Genomic DNA, 3,249 nt, shown 5'->3' with positions numbered 1-3,249 from the left:
TGGCGGCGCTGGCCACCGCGCTGTCGGCGCGGGCGTCCAGGGTCACCACTTCGGCCTTGACGTCGTTGCGTACCTTGACCGCTTCCAGGCGCGCCGCTTCGGCCTGGGCGCGATCGGCGTACGGCCCGACGCGCACGCGCCAGGCCTGGCGGCCGTTGATCGTGGCCGGTTCGCTGAAGCCCGGCAGCTGCGCCTTCTTCAGGAAGGCGATGACCGCATTGGCGTCGGCCTGGCTGCCGTAGGCGCCGAAGCTGACCGCATAGTTGCCGGCGGCAACGGCCGGCGATGGATCGGCAGCGGGTGCGGTCGCTGCCGCGTCGGCAGGCGCAGCAGCGTCCTGCAGCGGCTGGGTGGTGCTGGCCGCGCCCTGCAGCCCGGTGGCACCGCCGGTGGGCGCCACCAGTGGCAGCTCGCGGGTCTGGAACTGGCCGTCGGCCGGCGCGTCCGGGGCGCTGATCGGTACGTTGGCCACACCGCTGTCGGGGGCAGGCCCCTTGACCAGCATGGGCAGGAAAATCACGGCCAACGCCACCAGGACGATGGCACCAATCAGACGCTGTTTCAGAGGAGTATCCACGGAAGGCAGGCAGGCGGCGCGGCGGAATGCCACGGCGATTATACGGGCGCGCGCGGGTGCGGCGTCGAAGACGGCTGAACGTTGTCGCGTTCTGCCCGCCTCAGCGGGCGTTTTCCAGCCACAGCAAGGCCTGCGCGGCAGTGTGGAAGGAACCAAAGACCAGTACGCGGTCGCCGGCGTTCGCGGCAGCCAACGCCTGCTGCAGCGCGGTGTCGACATCTGCATGGGTGGATGCAGCGGCCGCAGCGGTACCGGACAGGCGCGAGCGCAGCGCCGCTGCGGTCTGCGCGCGGGCGCCGTCCAGTCCGGCCAGGTGCCAGTCATCGACCCGCTCGGCCAGCGCCTCGACCACCCCGGCGGCGTCCTTGTCCTGCAGCGCGGCGAACACGGCGACGGTGCGCCCGGCGGTGGGCGTCGCCTTCAATGCGGTCGCCAGCTCGCGCGCGGCCTGCGGGTTGTGGCCGACGTCGACCAGCACCTCCACGCCGTCGCGCTCGAACGCCTGCAGGCGTCCGCGGATGCGCGCCTGGGCAACACCTTCCACGATCGCCGCGCGCGGCAGCGGCTTGTCCAGCGCGCGCAGCGCGGCAATCGCCGACGCCGCGTTGCGCAGCTGGATCGGGCCGCGCAGCGCCGGCACCGGCAGTTCGATGCGGAAGCCGACGTCGCGCCAGCGCCAGTGCTGGGCATCGATGACGTCGGCAAAGAAATCGCTGCCGCCGCGGATCGCGTTGGCGCCGACCAGGTAAGCCCGCGCCAGCACGCTCGACGGCGGATCGGTCTCGCCCAGGATCACCGGCTTCCAGCCGCGGATGATGCCGGCCTTCTCGACGCCGATGGCTTCACGGTCGTTGCCCAGCCAGTCGGCATGATCGATGTCGACGGTGGTGATGACGGCCACGTCGGCATCGACGATGTTGACCGCGTCCAGGCGTCCGCCCAGCCCGACTTCCAGCACGGCCAGGTCGAGCCCGGCCTGCGCGAACAGCTGCAGCGCGGCCAGCGTTCCGTACTCGAAGTACGTCAGGGTGGTGCTGCCGCGGGCATCTTCGATCGCGTTGAAGGCGGCCACCAGCGCCGCATCCGATGCGTCTTCGCCGTCGATGCGCACGCGCTCGTTGTAGCGCAGCAGGTGCGGCGAGGTATACGCGCCCACCTTCCAGCCGGCCGCGCGCGCGATCGCCTCGATGAACGCCACGGTGGAGCCTTTACCGTTGGTGCCCCCGACGACGATGGTACGCGGTGCGGGCTGGCCCAGCCCCATCGCGGTGGCGACGGTGCGGACGCGTTCCAGCCCCATGTCGATGGTGGCCGGATGCTGCTGCTCGATGTAGCTGAGCCATTCGGCGAGGGAATGCGGGCGGGTACTGGTCATGGCAATAAATCGTGGTATCGGCAAATGTAGTGCCGACTGTTAGTCGGCACCCAGAAAAACTCACAACGCCCGATGCTTCGCTTCACCGAAAAACGGCGTGTGATGCGCGCAATCGTTCAACCGCACCACTTCCAGGCTGTCCAGGTCGGCGCCTTCGAGCAGGTTCAGCGTGGTCGGGGCCTGGCGGAAGGTCCACAGCCGCGACAGCGGCAGGCCCAGCACCCGGCACAGGATGACCCGGTTGACCGCGTCATGGGCGACCACCAGCAGGGTGTCGTGCTCGCCCAGGCCTTCGGCGGCGCGGGCCAGGCCGCGCCAGCTGCGGTCCAGCACCAGGCGCAGCGATTCGCCGCCCGGCATCAGCACGGTGTCCGGCTCCTCGCGCCAGGCCTGCAGGCGCGACGGATCCTTTTCGTTGATTTCGCTGGCCAGCAGGCCTTCCCACTCGCCGTGGGCAATTTCCTGCAAATCCGGTTCGGTCAGCAGCATGTCGGCGCGGTCGGCACCAAGGGCCAGCTGCGCGGTGCGCTGCGCGCGCGACAGCGGCGAGGCGACGGCCCGGGTGATGTCGACCGACTTCAGGCGTTCGCCCAAGGCCTGGGCCTGGGCTTCGCCGATCGGCGACAACGGGATATCGATCTGGCCCTGGTAACGGCCTTCGGCGTTCCAGGGGGTTTCGCCGTGACGGGCAAGCAGGATGCGCATGCGAACTAGAGGTCCTTGGGGGAGAGGAGAACAGTCGCAATCGTTCAGGTGATGTGAACGATCGTGGGGGAATGGCCATCATACCTTGCCGAACAAACGGTTCTTCTCCTGTCGGGTTGAAGCTTCTCATTTCGAGTCGGTTGGAGATTGGTGCAGGGGCTTCGATCAGGTCATCGCGAGCGTGGGGGGCCCCGCCGCGGCCGGCAGGCCCCTATGCAAATGTCCCCCGGCGTCGGCCTGCGGCCGCCACCTCCTCCTTTACTTTGCCAGGGACCTACCGGCCGCGACGGGGCTCGGCTTGCGGTTGGCAGGGAAAAGCGGGCGTCACGGGGCAACGCCGGTGGATCGAGTGCCGGGGCGCCATGCCCTTGGAGGCGAAGTAAAGGAGGAGGTGTCGGCCGCAGGCCGACGCCGGGGGACATTCGCCGGAAAGGGTGTGGCGCCCCGGCGCTCGATCCACCGGCAGCCGCGTCTGCTGCAGCGCGCGCTTCCCTCGTTCGAGTGCCTTGGAAGCTTGGTGCAGGGGCTTCGATCAGGTCATCGCGAGCGTGGGGGGCCCCGCCGCGGCCGGCAGGCCCCTATGCAAATGTCC

At 69.5% G+C, this 3,249-nt stretch carries 3 protein-coding genes; all 3 read right to left on the bottom strand.

What is annotated here, in order from left to right; genetic code table 11:
- On the bottom strand, positions 1–577 hold a 577-nt coding region (locus tag RWO33_RS19875; RefSeq protein ID WP_314107153.1), incomplete at its 3' end, for an SPOR domain-containing protein.
- 100 nt (positions 578–677) lie between these two features.
- A complete protein-coding gene (folC, locus tag RWO33_RS19870; RefSeq protein WP_314107151.1) occupies positions 678–1,952 on the bottom strand; it encodes a bifunctional tetrahydrofolate synthase/dihydrofolate synthase in 1,275 nt (424 codons plus the stop codon).
- Positions 1,953–2,012: 60 nt separating this feature from the next.
- Positions 2,013–2,657, bottom strand: a complete 645-nt coding sequence (locus RWO33_RS19865; RefSeq protein ID WP_145478482.1) for a histidine phosphatase family protein — start codon at positions 2,655–2,657, stop codon at positions 2,013–2,015.
- Positions 2,658–3,249 lie beyond the last annotated feature (592 nt).

Origin of the sequence: uncultured Stenotrophomonas sp., from assembly GCF_963519925.1 — a bacterium.
Classification (GTDB): Bacteria; Pseudomonadota; Gammaproteobacteria; order Xanthomonadales; family Xanthomonadaceae; genus Stenotrophomonas; species Stenotrophomonas maltophilia_AE.
This window is presented reverse-complemented; position numbering and strand designations above follow the sequence as displayed.